Origin of the sequence: Alcanivorax sp. 97CO-5, assembly GCF_000524665.1 — a bacterium.
Taxonomy (GTDB): Bacteria; Pseudomonadota; Gammaproteobacteria; order Pseudomonadales; family Alcanivoracaceae; genus Alcanivorax; species Alcanivorax borkumensis.
The window spans coordinates 1-15,173 of record NZ_KI965907.1 but is presented as its reverse complement, the minus strand read 5'-3'; the positions used below and the strand labels follow the sequence as shown (position 1 = coordinate 15,173).

Annotated in this window: 12 protein-coding genes; 2 read left to right on the top strand and 10 right to left on the bottom strand. The window is 52.5% G+C overall.

Annotated elements, in window-relative coordinates:
• Positions 1 to 22 precede the first annotated feature (22 nt).
• The 9 genes from Y017_RS13485 to Y017_RS13445 form a co-directional block, all read right to left on the bottom strand.
• Positions 23 to 889 (bottom strand): SDR family oxidoreductase, encoded by an 867-nt coding sequence (locus tag Y017_RS13485; protein WP_011587486.1) that lies wholly within the window; start codon positions 887 to 889, stop codon positions 23 to 25.
• Entirely contained in the window at positions 886 to 2,412 is a 1,527-nt protein-coding gene (locus Y017_RS13480; RefSeq protein WP_035461458.1) for an NAD(P)/FAD-dependent oxidoreductase, read from the bottom strand. The genes Y017_RS13485 and Y017_RS13480 overlap by 4 nt, the downstream gene beginning before the upstream one ends.
• Positions 2,409 to 3,293: an alpha/beta fold hydrolase gene (locus tag Y017_RS13475; RefSeq protein WP_035461455.1), complete on the bottom strand. Its 885-nt coding sequence runs from the start codon at positions 3,291 to 3,293 to the stop codon at positions 2,409 to 2,411. The genes Y017_RS13480 and Y017_RS13475 overlap by 4 nt, the downstream gene beginning before the upstream one ends.
• A gap of 266 nt (positions 3,294 to 3,559) precedes the next feature.
• Positions 3,560 to 6,646 carry an Ig-like domain-containing protein gene (locus tag Y017_RS13470; protein WP_035461453.1) on the bottom strand — a complete coding sequence of 1,029 codons (3,087 nt, stop codon included), beginning with the start codon at positions 6,644 to 6,646 and terminating at the stop codon, positions 3,560 to 3,562.
• Between the two features lie 33 nt (positions 6,647 to 6,679).
• Entirely contained in the window at positions 6,680 to 8,044 is a 1,365-nt protein-coding gene (locus Y017_RS13465) for an OmpP1/FadL family transporter (RefSeq protein WP_035461451.1), read from the bottom strand.
• Positions 8,045 to 8,437: 393 nt separating this feature from the next.
• On the bottom strand, positions 8,438 to 10,036 hold the full coding sequence (locus tag Y017_RS13460) for an NAD(P)/FAD-dependent oxidoreductase (protein ID WP_011587491.1): 1,599 nt from the start codon (positions 10,034 to 10,036) through the stop codon (positions 8,438 to 8,440).
• A complete protein-coding gene (locus tag Y017_RS13455; RefSeq protein WP_035461449.1) occupies positions 10,033 to 10,992 on the bottom strand; it encodes an alpha/beta hydrolase in 960 nt (319 codons plus the stop codon). Before Y017_RS13455 ends, Y017_RS13460 begins: the two co-directional genes overlap by 4 nt.
• A gap of 38 nt (positions 10,993 to 11,030) precedes the next feature.
• Positions 11,031 to 11,870: an SDR family oxidoreductase gene (locus Y017_RS13450; protein WP_197017574.1), complete on the bottom strand. Its 840-nt coding sequence runs from the start codon at positions 11,868 to 11,870 to the stop codon at positions 11,031 to 11,033.
• The gene (locus Y017_RS13445; protein WP_011587494.1) at positions 11,867 to 12,799 is read right to left on the bottom strand and encodes a metal-dependent hydrolase; all 933 of its coding nucleotides are present in this window, start codon (positions 12,797 to 12,799) and stop codon (positions 11,867 to 11,869) included. Before Y017_RS13445 ends, Y017_RS13450 begins: the two co-directional genes overlap by 4 nt.
• 181 nt (positions 12,800 to 12,980) lie before the next feature.
• Between Y017_RS13445 and Y017_RS13440 the strand changes: the two genes are divergently transcribed.
• On the top strand, positions 12,981 to 13,586 hold the full coding sequence (locus Y017_RS13440) for a TetR/AcrR family transcriptional regulator (RefSeq protein ID WP_197017573.1): 606 nt from the start codon (positions 12,981 to 12,983) through the stop codon (positions 13,584 to 13,586).
• A gap of 176 nt (positions 13,587 to 13,762) precedes the next feature.
• Here Y017_RS13440 and Y017_RS13435 read toward each other — a convergent pair whose 3' ends face one another.
• Positions 13,763 to 14,806 (bottom strand): AraC family transcriptional regulator, encoded by a 1,044-nt coding sequence (locus tag Y017_RS13435; RefSeq protein WP_035461443.1) that lies wholly within the window; start codon positions 14,804 to 14,806, stop codon positions 13,763 to 13,765.
• Between the two features lie 127 nt (positions 14,807 to 14,933).
• On the opposite strand from Y017_RS13435, the gene Y017_RS13430 reads away from it, so the two are divergent.
• On the top strand, positions 14,934 to 15,173 hold a 240-nt coding region (locus Y017_RS13430), incomplete at its 3' end, for a 2Fe-2S iron-sulfur cluster-binding protein (protein ID WP_035461441.1).

Below are 15,173 nucleotides of genomic sequence, written 5' to 3'. Positions count from 1 at the left end.
TGTAATGGTTAATTAAAGGATGTTAAGCAATGCCCTTGCGGGCGGTTTTGCTATTCTTGCCTTGCTGCTTTTTAAACATAACCTCGAGCAGCCGCTGATAGCCTGTGGGCATCAGGCGCTGGGTGGTGTCGAGCATGATGGCATCGCCGCCCACCAATACTCTCCGCCGGTTCTTGCGTACAGCTTTTAGAATAGTTTTTGCTGCGGTTTCTGGTGTGGTCATAGCGATTTTTTCAAACATATCGGCAATATCTTCTTTGTCGCCGATACCCATGTCACCCATGTCGCCCATGCGGCTGTTGCGAGCGATATTGGTTTTGACCCCTCCAGGGTGAACTGAAGTAGCGCTGACGCGGCCGCCCTCTATATCAAGCTCTTCGCGCAGCGATTCTGTAAAACCGCGTACAGCAAATTTAGCGGCATTGTAGGCAGATTGAGTCGGTACGCCGATAATGCCGAACACGCTTGAGATATTGATGATGTGCCCTTCATCAGCACGCTTCAGGTGCGGCAGGAATGCTTTGGTGCCGTATACCACACCCCAAAAATTGATGTTCATAAGCCATTCAAAGTTCTCGTAGCTCATGTTTTCTACGGTTTCACCAAGACCAACACCCGCATTGTTCATGATGATGTTGACCTTGCCGTGCTCAGTAACGGTGTCGTCCGCGTATTTATAGACCGCTTCGCGATCGCTGACATCAACGACATGGCTGCTAACTTTCACAGGATAATGGGCAAGCATCTTGATGGTTTTCTCGAGGCTTTCTTGGCTTATATCTGAGATAGCCAAATGGCATCCCTTTTTTGCCAGTGCAATGGCTGTGGCCTGGCCGATACCGGAGCCCGCTCCTGTAATGGCGGCAACTTTTCCAGAAAATGACTTCATCGTTGTGCCTCTTTGGTTAGCGCGCTGCCGAGTAGTTGTTGAACCAGTTTGCGCTTAGGTTTATGGAGATTTTTGCCTTCGAAATGCAGGTAGCCATCATCAAGCTTCCCATAACGAAGGGCGGGAAGGTCGCGCAGGTAATCGTTCAGTGTTTGCCAAGGCTGTTTGGTTCCTTGGCGTGGTAGGCGATCATCGGCACGCTGAATGTATCCTGACCGAAGGTTGAGGAAGTTGACGTCAGTTCCACAGTCCTCTTCGTCAACGGGTGTCACCTTGTCAGCGCCGGTCTTCTGCATATGCTTGAGTAGGCGACAAACAAACTCGGAAGCGATATCGGCTTTTAGGGTCCAGGAGGCATTGGTATAACCAAAGACGAATGCCATATTGGGGATGTTTTCAAGCATTAACCCTTTGTACATCATGGTGTCTGAAATACTGGGTTCCTTACCGTCCACACGAATGCTTGCGCCGCCGAACATTTGCAAATCCAGACCGGTGGCTGTGACGATGATATCTGCGGGAAGAAGTTCTCCGGATTTAAGCTTTATGCCAGTTTTAGTCACGCTAGCTATATGATCTGTTACCACCGAGGCTTTGCCTTCACGAAGAACCCGGAAGAGATCGCCCTTTGGCACCGCGCACAACCGCTCTTCCCAAGGATTGTAGTGCGGTTGGAAATGCTTCATGTCGAAATCTGGCCCAAGCTGCTTACGGGCAGCGGCTAACAGTAATCTGCGGATAGCCTTGGGCTTTCGGATTGACAGTTGGAATACGCTTCTCTGAAGTAAAACGTTGCGCGCGCGAGCCATACGGTAAACGACCATTTCTGGTAATACACGACGCAGGTTTTTAGAGATTAGATCTTGCTCCGGAACGGATGCAACATAGCTGGGTGAACGCTGTAGCATGGTCACATGAGAGGCATTGTCTGCCATTGCCGGTACCAGCGTTACAGCTGTGGCTCCGCTACCGATTACGACCACCCGTTTACCACTGTAATCGTAATTTTCAGGCCAGTGCTGAGGATGAATGACGTCGCCCCCAAAGCGCGTTATGCCGGGTATTTTGGGTGTGTGGCCAGCATCATAGTTGTAGTAGCCAGTGCAATTGAGCACAAATCCGGCTGTGAAGGTTTCCTCTTCACCGGTTTCCTCGTTCTGGGCGGTGACGGTCCAGCGATTGCTCTCGCTACTCCACTCCTCGGAAAGAACTTTGAGACCGAAGTGAATTTTGTCAACGACCTGATGCTGTTCGGCAGTTTCTTCGATGTACTTGCGGATGGAGGGACCGTCGGCAAGCATTTTTGTGTCTGTCCAAGGCCGAAAGTTATAGCCGAGAGTAAACATATCTGAGTCCGAACGAATGCCGGGGTAGCGAAATAGGTCCCATGTGCCGCCTACTCGCTTACGACGCTCGACAATTTCGTAGCGTAGATCAGGGCAGTCGCGGTTAAGATGGCAAGCTGCGCCTATGCCGGATAGGCCAGCACCTATTATTAGGACGTCTAGATGTTTGTGCTTCATGTTTTAATTCTCCGCTCAGTGGAGCGTATCTGTTGAATGGGCGGATCAATCGACTCAAGGAAATCCATCACAGCTTCCGTAAAAATGCTATTGCGGTCACCGGCGATCATATGGCCAGCTTGATCAATCACCTGGTATTGAGCTTGAGGGACCAAGGTTAAAAGCTCTTGTGCTCCTGCTTCACTGAGTACGTCACTGTGATAGCCACGGAGAAGCAAGAGGGGCAGGTTAAGATGGCTACTTGCGTTCTTAAGCCGGAAGTATCCAAACATGCTTTCATCAGCATCAGGTATCGCGGCATGATCAAGAAACGCGGGGTCCCAATGCCAATGAAGGCGTCCGTCTTCGTTCTCGCGCAGGTTTTTTCGAAGGCCGTTTGGGTTTGCGGGTTTTGTTCGTGTTGGGTTATAGGCTGCCACTGCATCCTGGACCTGCTCAAGCGAGTCAAATCCATCAGGGTGGCGGCGCATGAAATCAATAACCCGCCGGACCCCGCTGGGCTCTAGTCGAGGCGCCACATCCACAAGCACTAAACCGCGGCAAGCTAGAGCAGGCTCTTCACCGAGTAAGAGCATGGCTGTGAGTCCACCCATTGACGCGCCAACAATATAGGGCGATGACGGGAGAGACTGGATGATCCCGCGTAGATCCCCCATTAAGGCTGTAGCACTATAGTCGCCCTGTGGACACCATTGACTTTGACCATGTCCTCTGGCGTCTATGATGGTGGCACAATACCCAGCCTTCGCTAGAACGGTTGCTGTATGCGTCCATGCATGGCGTGTTTGGCCCCCACCGTGCAGCAGTAGAACATGCGGAGCTTGAGGGTCCCCGAATCGGGTTGCGCTCAACTTTAAGCCCTGATGTCCCTCGAACTGCATATCTTGGCCTACCCCAAGGGGCTCATTGGTACGGCTAGGATTGTGTTCTGAGAGGTTATCTCGACTAAGCATTGTCATCCTATTGTTTGGTTGCTCAACCAAACAATAGCAATTTATTGATTAGAAAGAAAGTAGGGTTCGATGCAAGATAGTTGGTGGTGGGTGTTGTTGGAATAACATCAGCGAGGGTTCGCTAATATTGTCCGGGCCAAAAAAAGCCCCCAATAATGGGGGCTAAAAGTGCATAAGCACTAGGGGAAGTTAATTTAGAAGTTTTTCACGGGCAAAAAGGTAAAGGTCAGGTCTACGCCTAGAGGGGGTACCTCCAATTCGAGCCCACCTAGGCCTATACCAAGAAGGTCAATCTCCGCTGCTATAACGAGAGGATCAGGATTGCGAACTTTAAGGATGAGTCGACCGTCCTCAACGAAGCGTAGCGGCCCTTCCACGATGACGTTCTTAATCACTTTGCTGCGCAGATCATGGCCAAGCTCAATGAGCAGTCGGGGCTCTAGCTCAGGAGCATCGATCATAAGATCAAATGATGTGCTGAACCATGGGCCATCAGGCGTTTCGCTAACATAACCAGTAATGGCGTGGTTGTTCTCGTGTTGTAGACGGAGCACTAAGGGGCCGGTATCTAGCGGTATGGTGATGAGTCCCAAGGCTCGGGCTTCTAGGAAAACACTGGTTGTTGAGAGGACGGTCGGGTAAACCTTGGCTATCATACTCCCTGTGATTTCGTTGGAAGTGTCAGGGTTGCCATCGATGAGGCGGCGGTTAACGACGACATCTGGATCGTAATAGCTTACCCCCGCTTGCAAACCGCCGGAACCGATAAACGAAAACCGCTTTTCCGGGCAATCCTCACCTATGCTACACCCAATGTTTGCGTCGGAAACAACCCCAGAGGTATCTTTCATTCCAAGTTGTAGGAAGTTGGCCTCTGCGGAGGCTCCACCGTTGCCATCTGGCACGGCGCCTTGTTCGCTATCATCGAGCCTAAGGTTTGCGTTCGTATCGGAAGTGGGTAGTCCACGCAGTGTTACCCGCGTAATGCGATCATCTTCACCGGTAACTACAAAGTGATTGGTTAGGTCTGGGCCCCCTTGCCTCAGCCCTGGTGCGGTGGAGCTCGACTGTGATATTTGACGGGTTTGTATTGCGGCTCCATCTGTCGAACAAATGGCGTTAACACCGCAATTCGGCGTCCCTTCTTCGGAATGTAAGGTGAAACGGTAAAGGTCACCAATTCGCCAAGGGCTATCTGGGAAAAATTCCGCACGCTGTGCGAATAATTGCAATCTTCCGGCGACTGGTTGCCATGCGTTGTCGTTGAAATGTTCCACAACGAAGGTGTTGTCATTGATGGTGGCTTTGTCAATGCTGCGGCTGAAGACAGCCCGGAGGCTAAAGTCTTTGTAAAGGTTGGAGACCGGGGTAAGAGGGTCGGTATCATTGCCACCTGTGCAGCGGCCATTGCGCCAGTTTTCGCGTGGACCAGTGAGTATAGGGTTGGTCATCGCGCAAGGGTAGCCGGGGAAAACAGCGGCGACCAGCGGTGCTCGCAACTCATCAGGGTTGTCATTAGGGAGGTCAAAATCCGGCAGACGAATATCGAGGGTTTGATCCTGACTAAGTGAATTGCCCTGAGTGTCCCGAAGCAGGCTGGTCAGTGTCACCTGGATGTCTTTGTTATGTTCAATAATGTCTTCGCCGATAACCAGGGTAGCGCCGTCATGCCTCATCGGGAATGAGGACAGTTGTACGCCATCCACGGTAATTTGTACGGCACCGTCTAGAAATACTGATGCAGGGTCCAGTGGTTTATTGAAGTTCAAGATAATTGGATCGCCGGGACGAGCATTGGGTTGGTAGATTCCCGGTACCCAAGAGTGAAGTTCCAGGGGGCGTGCATCGGGGGTTGGTGAAGGCGCTTGGCGTTGGTTTTCGTAGGCCTCCATGCGGAATGAAAGTAAGCCTGATGCTCTCTCCAAGCCTAACACCTCGGGTTCGACTACGCTGACTGCATCCAGTACCAGCACCCCATCTTCAACAACGGCTAGCCCGGCCACCTGTACATTGAGCAGGTTTTGGCTGAGGGCCCCGTTCGGGGCCAGTCCTTCTGCGCTCATTGCCGCGTCCATATTAAGCAGGGCATAACGGGGAACTGACGGTGAGTCACTGAACGGATTGGGAATCAGGTAACCGTTGGCATCACTGAGCAGTGTGATGGTAACTTCACCCGTCTCAAGGCCGGAGGGTATTTTGCCCAAAATATTGACATCGACGGGAGAGCCTCGGAGCACAGAGCCGGCGGGCACTCGCAATGGCACAGCACCAGGAAAATCCGGAGCAAAGCCTAGGTCGGCAGCAAGGTCGCCACTCAATGCCGTAAAAGAGTCGTTGCCCAGCACAAAAGACTGAACGGGGACCTGGTTGATTGGATTGCCGGTTAATGCAGAGGTCAGATCGGGTTGCTCAGCGCCAAGGCTACCTACCTTGAGAATGGATGTTGCGCGGGGAAGTGTTGAGATAGGAACAAACGTACGATTGTATTCTGGTAACTCAGCACCGGTTGTTTGAGCGCGCAGCCCAGTAATAGTCAATGTGTGTTCGACCGGTTCCAGATCTTGGGAGGGGTCAAGGGTCAGGTATCGGCCTCGCATGAACATGGAGGCTGGAACGAGCTTGCCCAGGTTGTCACGCAGCTGGACGGTTCCGTTTTCGCCATAACTTGTGCTGGTAGGGTCAAGTGTCTGGTTGAATGACATCCTGAAAGTGCTCATGTCGTTGGGGCGACTGGCGTCCTCGTTCGATGCGAGCAATTGTGGTTGGTCTAAGGGTGGGGCAGAGAGTAAAGCGAAGGGGCCGACACCCATGGCGTCCATTGCTCCACCTTGGTTGCCGGCGGTACTAAATTGCACGCGGGCCACGGAATCACCATCAATGGCTCCGAGGCCGGCTCCGCTGACGGCTAAGTGGTAAGTTTCCGCTGGAAGCAGGGGGGACAGGGGGTGCAGAACCAGCCCCCTGCCGTTATCCGTCACCTGATATTCAACCGCGACTGTGCTGTCATCGAGATCACTTACCAACAGCAGCCGGGTATCAATGTCGTCAATCACCTCTTGATCAAGCTCAGTGGAAAAACGCAAAACCACCGGGGCGGAAGATGGTACTTCTATTTGATCAGGGTAAGGATAAGAGAAAATCAGGCTATCAGGAGCTTGCCACGTAGTTGTAGTTGTCACATCGCCCTCATCATCGCCTCCGCAGCCATATAGGATGCTAGCTATGGTTGCGATGAGAAGGGCGGTAAATAATTGATAAATATTAGTTTTTTTTTCATTCATTATTATTCTCCAGGTATTATCGCACGGCAGCTGTTAAAACTTCAGCGATAGAGAGGAAGAAAATACTTGGATTTCGCCATCGGCTCGTAGGGTCTCGTAAGAGTTGGGGTTAGAGGGGGAGTTGATAGACGTTAACTCAAAGTCTGCTTCATCCAGCATTTGATACTGGTATGCGAAGGCAAGTTCTAGCGGCATATGCAATACCGGCGCGTTTGCTAGGCGGTAGCTTGCACCTAAGCCGAAGACTTTTTTATCGGTGTCTAGGTAATTAACATCTTGGGACCGGTTGGACTTTAAGGGGGAGTCCTCCAGGGCTGCACCAGCAAATAGTTTCATTGATTCCGACCACTGATAACTGACACCAATACGGGGAATAGTGATGTCGTCAAATGCCAGGTTGGCCTGGTCACGGATGGTATCACTGGCGAACTCGCGTTCAAGAGCAGACCATTTATGTTGCTCAATGCCGGCGGTCAGTTCGAATTTACCTACCGGAAGCAGGAGTGCCGCGCCGAGAACCTCGGGTTGATAGGTGTCGATGGTGCTCAATGCCAGACTCAGCCCTGGTTCAGGTATAACCCCAGGCACGACTACGTTTGCATCGACGGAAACCTCGTAGCTGCTTTCATCACGCCAAAATAGCGCAACTTCGAGTTTGTCCATGCCAAAAGGCATGCATTCACTGGAACCGCAAAACATTTCGCCAGAACGGATATTGATACCTAATGCTGGGGATAGTGAGGGGGACGCTTCAAGGGAAAGATTTTCCGAGTCAGTGTTGCCGCCCAGGTCGGAGACTGTTTCCAGCTTTGCTTTAGCTTCCAGGGTCAGGCGGGCGGAGGCCCCGACGTCAACGCCTCTTATGATATTGCTGACAGCGCCACCAAACGCAAGATAAAGTGGTTGCGACTCGTAGCGTAGGAACTGCCCTTCTTGTGAGGTATTGGCTTGGTATGGCAAGAGGTTGGATGTGTATTCATCGGTACCAACGTTAAGCCCGAAATAGATCGGTCTTTTGGTGCTGCTGATGCCGGCTATGCGGCTTTTGAAGCCGATTAATAGCAACTCGGAGCTGCTGTCGGAGAGTACATCGTTCTCGCGATCTAAAGGCGCGGAGCCCCCTAGTGATTTGCCTCGTAGTTCTTGGTCGCCATATTGTGCAACGATACTCAGTTCGCCTTCCTCTGAGCGGGCCATTGCTGCAGGGTTATAGTAAACCGACCAGCTGTTGGACGTAAAAGGGCTGAATGCGAGGGCAGAGCCTACATTCATGGGGCCAAGCCCGTAGTTGGAGGCTCCGTCGCCAGCACCAGCAATGGTTAAGCTAGGAGAGAGTAGTGCGGTGCCGCAAATAACAGCAATGAGAGGCAACCGTTTTGTTTTTGTTGAAGGCATCATGGGCTCCTTAAGGGGGGTGTCTTTTTTTTGGTTATTTATTTTGTTTGGCCATACAACCAAGCAAATTTCAAATTTGTCAGATTTCTTGTCTTGTGTCTATGTCTACGCAGCGCCTGTCTTTGCCCTCCCACATATGATTATTGACAGATGACTAGAGTGTATGTGGAAGTGCCTAACAGTTACAGTGATAGCGGTCGATTAAATCGTGGTTTCTCGACCGGGCTAACGTATCCAGTACCTCACGTCTGTGATGTGGTTAGAAGAGTTAGCAAATTATAATAGTAATGCAGTTTGCATCAGCATAGCCCCGAAGAATAGCCTAGTTATTTTGCCGTGCCCAGTGGCACGCTAGGTTAGAAGGTTGTTTTCCGTCAGGGCGCCTTTTGCAGGGGGTCAGGGTATGCGACTAACCCGTTTGCTTTCCACTGTGCTGGGGGTGGTGGGATTTGGGTGATCGCCCAGTCGACTGAACTGGTAATGGTTCATTGGCAAATGTTTGGCCCGCCACAGCATTTCTAAAGAGGTAGATGGGCGCAGCATCGGCGCGTCACCGTGGTGGTCGAAGTAGTAACTGTTTGACTGCGCACAATTGTGGTTGAGGAACACTGTGTTCTGCTGGCGCTTCTGAATATTGCGGAAATAATCGTCATGTACTGACTGGCGAATTTCCACTTGGGTGGCGCCACGCCGGTTGGCTTCGCGGATGCAGCGTGAGAGGTGGATAGCATTACCCTCGACCATCTTGAAATAAGAAGTCCCGATAAGAGCATAGGGCCCGAGCATAATGTAGAAGTTCGGGTAGCCTGGGATGGTCAGGCCTTCGTAGGCTTGGTAGCGATGGTCATGCCAAAAATCGCCCAAATTAATGCTGTTGCTGCCGATTACGTCGAAAGAGGGGATGTTTCCTTTCTCAAAAGTTTTGTAGCCGGTGGCCAGGATCAAGGTATCGATGCGTCGTGAGCGACCATCATCGGTGGTAATGCCGCTGGAGGTGATGTGTTTAATCGGCGTAGTGACTAGCTCAACGTTGTCCCGGGCGAAGGTGCGGAAATATTCGTTGGAGAACGTGGGCCTTTTACAGCCGAACCCGTATTTCGGTGTCAGTTTCTCCCAAAGGTCCTTGCGGTTGGGCAGTTGTTTACGCATGTTGGCGATGCCCGCTTTTTCGCACATGCGCACCAGCCAAGGGGCTTGGCGGTAATAAATTGTTGAAAGCACCATCAGGGTTTCACTGGCGGTATCGGTGGCTCCGCGCAGGGTGCGTTGCAGACCCGGTACGGTTCGGAACAGGCTCTTGAGCCAGCCGGGCAGGGTGTGATCCGGTTTTTTTAGAACCCAGATAGGGGTGCGCTGGTAGACATCGAGTTGGCGGGCCTTGACGGCAATTTCCGGAAGCAGTTGCACTGCGGTGGCTCCGGTGCCTATCACGGCAACCCGCTTGTCACTGAGATCCAGATCGTCCGGCCAGCGGGCAGTGTGAATGACTTCGCCTTGGAACTTCTCCAGTCCCTCAATATCCGGCATTTTGGGCGAGATCAGCCCGCCGCAAGCCGAAACAATATGCCGCGCTCGAAGTTGTCGCCCATCCCCAAGCTCAAGCACCCAGAGATGGTTAGCAAGATCGAAGCTGGCGCGAGTGACTTCGACGCCAAAACGAATAAGAGGGTAGATGCCATACTTGCTTGTTACCTGCCGAGTGTACTGGTAAAGCTCGTTTCCCGGAGCGAATACTCGCGACCAATTTGCGTTCTGTTCGAACGAAAATGAGTAAGTGAAAGAGCTAATGTCGACAGCGATCCCCGGATAACGGTTATCGCGCCATGTGCCACCCACATCCTCACTGCGCTCAAGGATCAGAATGTCCTTGATGCCATCGGCACGTAGCTGGATGGCGGCACCAATGCCGGAGATGCCAGCGCCAATGATGATTACTTCATGATCGGGACTAATGTTATAGCGAGGATTCTGGGTTGCAAAAGCAGCCATGTTCATGACGATATCTCCGGGATTGTCGTGTCGCCCTCGTTTGCAGTGTGAAATGCCTCCTCGTAGGGGGCTGTGCTGGCAAGATATTTGCGAAGAAAACGGACGATTGTGGGAAGGTCCTGTTTTGCCTCCGGCAGCAGGAAAGTGAATACGGGCCAGACGTGTGGCATATCTTTGCGTTCCAGAAGCTGCACAGGCACGCCGGCTTGTCGGGCGCAGTGAGCGGCTGCATAGGCATCGTCGCGCAGGCACTCTTCGCTGCTTACAGTGAAAAGTAGAGGTGGCAAGCCGGTAAAGTCTTGGGTGATTGGTGAAGCATATGGGTGGGCGGGATCAGCGCCTGCCAAGTAGACATCCGTTGCGACCTCAATCATGCAGTGAGATAGCATGGCATCACTGTCGCTATTCGCCTGTCGGGACATCAAATTGCCTCGGGCATCTGATGCTGGGGAGATGGCTACGGCACAGGCCGGCATTCTCAGCTTGTGATCTCGGGCGCGTAGTAGCGTGACCAGAGTCAGGTTGCCTCCTGCGGAGTCTCCAGCAATGACTATAGGGCGGGGATCAGCCATTAGTTCACGATAAACATTAAAGGCATCATCCGTCGCTGCCGGGAACGGATGCTCTGGCGCGAGTCTGTAATCTGGAAGAAAAACCCGCGCGTTAAGCGTGCGGGCCAGATGGCCACAAAAGTTGTGATAGGTTGCAAGGCGGCCACCAATAAACGCGCCACCATGCAGGTAGAGTATGGTTGTTTGTGGGTCGGTGGGGCTGAGCCAGTGGCCTGCCGTCCCGGCAACCTTGCCTCGCTGTAACCGTATTCCGCGTGGAAGCGGTGAGGGCGCCAAAGGAGCGTTCATTGCTCTGCGCAGGTGCTTTACCAGTTTGTCCGGGTCGCGTATATCGCGCTTGACCCCGGCACGAAGAAGCAACTTCATGAGGTGTGCGGGAATAGAGGCCATATGTTAGTTCCTTGAATTTTTCTTTCCCATGAATGCGGTTAATCAGCCAGTATTCGGTAAGCTTCGCCAATGGCGCGGGCGTATAGTCTTGGTGTCAAGCGTTTCAGTCTCCAAGCAATGCGGCCGTCGATTTGTGGCAGCATGTACAGATCTCCACGGTCTAGGGCATTGAGGGTCTGGCGAGCAACTTGGTCAGCGTTGGTCAGGGCAAAGCGGGTCATCGCTGAACTGGCAAAGTCACGTCGACGTTCAGGCAGGCGCCCATTCTCGACGATATTGGTCGGAACCACCGTTGGGCACAGGGCGGTGACCTGCACACCGGTTCCAGCCAGCTCGGAAGAAAGCGTTTCCGATAAGGCTAGCACGCCGGCTTTGGTAACATTGTAGGCGGTCATTTCCGGAGCAGATCCGAAGGCGGCCGCGGAGGCCACATTGATGATGCCTCCGTAACCGAGATCGCGCAGGGCCGGGGCAAAAAAATGGCAGCCGTGAATAGCGCCCCAGAGATTGACGTTCATGCACCAGTGCCAGTCTTCAAGCGACACTTCACCGATCGGACCGCCGAGACCGACCCCCGCGTTGTTGATCAACAGTGTCACCGGCCGGCCGAGCAGGGACTCGGCATTCTCCGCCAGGGACTCCATCTGCGCTTGATCGCCCACGTCGCATTGTTGCGCGATGGCGTGATTGCCGAGAGCCCGCAGGTTGCTGGCCACCTGTTCGGCACATTCTGCATCGATATCGACACACAGCACCGAGCCACCGCGGCGGGCCACTTCGTAGGCGAAGCTACGACCGATGCCACTGCCGGCACCGGTGATGACGGCGGCCGCTTGGGTGGACGGGGGTAACGGTTTCTTTTTCATGCTTCTCCTCATGCGGGCTCAGCCTGTGGTGCAGAAAGTGTTTCCGGTGCGTGCTTGGCGCGGTGATCTCGCAGTGCCTGGTACGCCTTCTGGGCATCGCCGGTTTTCTCGTAGGCGCGCTTCCAGATACGAATCACATCACGGTTGTCATCGTCCCAAGGATGGAAGGTGGGTGAGAAGTAGGGTGTTACACCACCGAGGACCTTGGAGAGAATGCCGGGCCGCCAGAACAACACCTTGGTCATTTTTGCTGCTGAGCGCAGATTCAGAATCTGGCGATCTTTGTAGAGTAGATAGGTCTGGTTGCCAATCATGAGGGGAAAACCCAGGGCGATGGCTAGTAGCATGCCACTGGCGCGCAACCGGTAGCTGCGAAAGCCGCCGCCACTGGCATCGACGAACACGTCGTAGCTGACACTCTTGTGCTCGGTTTCTTCAACAAAGTGCCAATAGAGCATGGCGCGCAGTTCTGGGTGGGTCTCGTCAAAAAGTTCCGGATGCTCAAGGAGTACCGAGGAGATAATCGCAGTGAAATGCTCGAACGCCGCAGCGATGGAGCTCTGCATGTCGTCACTGAGACGGTGCTGGAGTTGCTTTCGAATCAGTTTGAAGACGCCTTCGACTTTGTCGATGGGAACCCCATGCTGCACTCCGATGGCATTCATTTCGTCGTGCTCGCGAGCATGAATGCGCTCTTGGCGAATGAATTCCTTGGCGGCATTGAGCACCTCCGGGTCGTCAAGCTTGCTAAGCTGTCGCCTGGCTGAGTTCATAACCCAGCGCTCGCCGTCTGGGACGGCGGCAAGGATGGCGTTCATCCAGTGGGTGGACCAAGGGTCATTACCGAACCAGTGGCGGGCCACGTTTTCGATATTCATGGGAAAGTGAATGTCACGGGTTACAACCTCGTCGTAACCGATCTTGCGATTTGCTAGGGCCATTGGATTGCTCCGATATAGAGTTCATTATCTAGACTTTATTTGTATGACCAACCAAATTCAATATTATGGGCTAAACAGTGTTCTTGTTTATGTATAGCCTAGGTGGAGCGATCTGAGAGCAAGGCTGGGCCGCCTCCAAAAGGAATGTTAGAATCAAAGACTTACAGCATGGGAGTGGCTTGTGGGAAGAAAAAAAAATCAGGCGATGTCGGTGGCCGAGACGGATCGAGAGTTTGTGCTTGGAGCTGCAGCTCGTCTGTTTCGGCAAAAGGGCTTTGATAAAACTACCGTAAAGGAGATCGCCGAAGCTTGTGGCATGTTGCCTGGTAGCCTGCATTATCGTTATCCCTCTAAAGAGAGCATCCTGGTAGACCTAATGCGGCTGGCACTTGAGCAGGCGTCGGGGTCCTTGTCTGAGGCAATTAAGGGGGAGTGTGATCCCCTTGAGCAGGTGCGGCTGGGGATCAATGCCCACCTTGAGTTGCTGGTTGGTGGGTCGGATAAGGTCTATGTGTTGCTTTTTGAATGGCGCTCCTTACATGGTGTGTCACGCCAAGAAATGATTGATCTCCGGGACAGATACGAACTTCTATGGTCTGCTATGTTGAAATCCTTGTCATCTCAAGGACTTATTCGTGCTGATGTGGATCGTGATCTTCTGCGTCTTATTGGGCTCGGAGCGTTAAACTGGGTGGCAACGTGGTTTAACGAAGACGGCCGGTATACCGTGAAGGATATCGGTGACTTTGTCTGGGCGGTAATAAAAGATGGGGTAATTAAGCGGTAGGTGGGCGCTTTGGTTTGTGGATTGAGGTCGGTTGGTCAAAGGTGTGTCTGAATATCGCGGCGTACGATCCGATCAACATACGAATCTTGGGATCGCCTTCCCCGTAGAGCAGGGGCTCGTTTTCAGTAGCCTGCGAGGGGCGCTCCCCTGGTCGTCCACAGACCCCTCTTAGCCTGCTAATCAGTGCGCTGCCTGTACTGATCGGGCGGCATGCCAAACCAGCGCTTAAAGGCTCGCCTAAAGCTTGCAGTGTCGTGATAGTTTAGCAGTGAAGCGATAGCCTCTACGGATAATTGGGTATCGCGCAAGTAAGCGGAAGCTTGACGGGAAAGAATTTCAGCTCGAACCTTTCGAAAACTACTATTTTCTTCTTTGAGTTTACGCGAGAGGGTGCGCTTGCTAATGAATAAAGCGCCGGCCGCCTCTTCTTCGCATAGTGTGCCGGCTGGATGAGACAGCATCATTTTTTTGAGTAGGGTTTGATAGTCTGGTTCATGGTTTTGCAGTCGAGCAAGCATAGATTCGCATTGCTGAAAGGCGAGGCTATAGTTTTCATTGTTCGCTGAAGCGTTTGGTATCCGGCATAACTCCATCGGGAAAGTGAGTTTTAGCTGATTGGAGCCAAAATGAATCGACCCAGGCAAATAATCTGGGTATACAGCTTGGTATGTGGGGGCTGGATGGCGAAAATAGACCTCGGCTTCGTATAAGGGGTGCCCCACGATGAATTCGCCCATTTCGAAGAACGCTTTGATAACGGCCTCCGCCAAACATCGCTCAACATCTTCATCTACCACCACTTGGAAGTTAGCCAAGCATACGAGGAGATCATCAACCTGTTGCAAATGTAACTGGATGAAGCTTGCGCGCGTGGGCAGGAAGGTATGAAATGCCTGTAGTGCGGCCAGTAGGTCCGGGCTGCTATAGGCTACCAAGCCCATTACACCATGGGTTGCGGGTGTTAGGCGCGAGCCTAGTCGTAATCCGAACTCAGGCTTGCCAGACAAGGCCAGAGCATTGCGCAGGATGCGAATCTGCTGGGTCGCAGTGAGTAAGCTGTCTTCTTTCAAAAGCTGCTCAACGTCGAGGCCTGTGCCGCGCAGTAACTTTGGTAATTGCCGGGCAGCGAGACCAAGTTCACGTGCAATCAGTCGTGAATAATTCGACGGAATGTCAGCTTCGGGGGTTTGGGGGCCCTCTTGCTGTGATGTTTTTGGCATAATCACTCCTTGGGAATGACCTTGATTGTCTTGAAATGTCCCCATGCTGTCAAGAAATGTCCTCGCCGGCATGGCTATACAGCGACAAGCTAGGTTTCATACAGACTTTTGGTAGGAGAATGCAGCTGTGGGAAAAATCACCTTTATTGAGAATGATAAAACTGAACATGTAACAGAATTTGAGGCAGGTATTACTTTGATGCAAGTTGCCTTAGACAACGCCGTTCCCGGTATTGATGGGGATTGCGGCGGGGAGTGTGCCTGTGGTACCTGTCACCTGATTGTTCCAGAAGAATGGTTCGATAAAACCGGGCCGATTAATGATGCTGAAGAACAAATGTTGTCCATGACACCTGAGCGTGCAAAA

What these genes read in the sequence shown, in the direction of transcription:
- Y017_RS13460 (WP_011587491.1), bottom strand. Translation starts at nt 10,036, where the DNA reads ATGAACATGGCTGCTTTTGCAACCCAGAATCCTCGCTATAACATTAGT.
- Y017_RS13435 (WP_035461443.1), bottom strand. Translation starts at nt 14,806, where the DNA reads ATGCCAAAAACATCACAGCAAGAGGGCCCCCAAACCCCCGAAGCTGAC.
- Y017_RS13445 (WP_011587494.1), bottom strand. Translation starts at nt 12,799, where the DNA reads ATGGCCCTAGCAAATCGCAAGATCGGTTACGACGAGGTTGTAACCCGT.
- Y017_RS13485 (WP_011587486.1), bottom strand. Translation starts at nt 889, where the DNA reads ATGAAGTCATTTTCTGGAAAAGTTGCCGCCATTACAGGAGCGGGCTCC.
- Y017_RS13480 (WP_035461458.1), bottom strand. Translation starts at nt 2,412, where the DNA reads ATGAAGCACAAACATCTAGACGTCCTAATAATAGGTGCTGGCCTATCC.
- Y017_RS13470 (WP_035461453.1), bottom strand. Translation starts at nt 6,646, where the DNA reads ATGAATGAAAAAAAAACTAATATTTATCAATTATTTACCGCCCTTCTC.
- Y017_RS13450 (WP_197017574.1), bottom strand. Translation starts at nt 11,870, where the DNA reads ATGAGGAGAAGCATGAAAAAGAAACCGTTACCCCCGTCCACCCAAGCG.
- Y017_RS13455 (WP_035461449.1), bottom strand. Translation starts at nt 10,992, where the DNA reads ATGGCCTCTATTCCCGCACACCTCATGAAGTTGCTTCTTCGTGCCGGG.
- Y017_RS13465 (WP_035461451.1), bottom strand. Translation starts at nt 8,044, where the DNA reads ATGATGCCTTCAACAAAAACAAAACGGTTGCCTCTCATTGCTGTTATT.
- Y017_RS13475 (WP_035461455.1), bottom strand. Translation starts at nt 3,293, where the DNA reads ATGCAGTTCGAGGGACATCAGGGCTTAAAGTTGAGCGCAACCCGATTC.